The organism is Oleiphilus sp. HI0132 (assembly GCF_001635845.1).
On record NZ_LWGJ01000245.1, the window covers coordinates 1 to 1,059 of the forward strand.

Sequence of the window (1,059 nt, forward strand, 5' to 3'; positions counted from 1 at the left end):
CGAATATCTCCGGAAAGCTTGGCCAATTTTTGCTCCTCTCAATTGTTTTCTGTATGTGTCGACCAAGCGAAATTATCGTAAACCGATTGTTAATATTGATGATTTTGCTGAGCTTCAGTCTCTTACTGACAAGTGGGAACTCGTGCGTGAAGAGGCGGAGAGTCTTAGAGAGCAGGGTTACTTTGAGAAGACAACCAAAGAAGGCTCTGCATCGTACTATGATGTTGGCTTTAGAACCTTCTATAAGCATGGTTGGAGTAAATTCTATGTCAACTGGTATGGTTACACGCATGAATCTGCAAAGAAGCTATGCCCTAATACAGTTGAGCTGCTAAAAAACATTCCTTCAGTAAACGGTGCAATGTTTACTTTGTTGCCTCCAGGCTCAGAGTTGACTCGCCACTGCGATCCCATTGCCTGCTCATACCGGTATCAGCTTGGGCTATCTACACCTAACTCAGATGCCTGTTTTATCAATATTGATGGCAAAAGCTATTCTTGGAGGGATGGTGAGGCATTTTGTTTTGATGAAACTTATATTCACTATGTGAATAACAATACCGAAGACTATCGACTGATTCTAATGTGTGATGTTGAGCGCCCAATGAATATATTTGGTCGAGGGATTAACTGGGTATACAAGCTCTTGGCACGCGCAACTTTAGTGCCGAATACATCGATAGATCGCCAAGGTTTTTTTAACCGCCTATTCAGCACTGTTACACCTTTTCTTGAATGGTCGAAGGCCTTTAAAAAGCGGAATCGCCCGCTTTATAAAAGGCTTCAGTTTGTTTTTAACTCGCTGTTGCTGTTAATTCTGCTATTAATTATCGCTACGCCGTTTATTATCTTCTCATAACTAGTTTCCATACTCGCTATGGTATAAAACTCTCTTGTTTCTAGAATAAGAGCGCGCACCCCAATTTACTCTGTGTGCAATTATGCACAACGCTTCTGCATATTTTATATTTCCGCACAAGTGTCCTTGATCTATAGTGACATCATTGTTTCTTCTGTTTAGCAGGAATGTGTGATGATCCGGAATACAGTAAGTTCTTA

At 41.0% G+C, this 1,059-nt stretch carries 1 protein-coding gene; it reads left to right on the plus strand.

All coding sequences use genetic code 11. From position 1 onward, the window contains the following. The coding region (locus A3766_RS03020; RefSeq protein WP_082907015.1) for an aspartyl/asparaginyl beta-hydroxylase domain-containing protein at positions 1 to 859 on the plus strand (859 nt) is incomplete at its 5' end. Positions 860 to 1,059 lie beyond the last annotated feature (200 nt).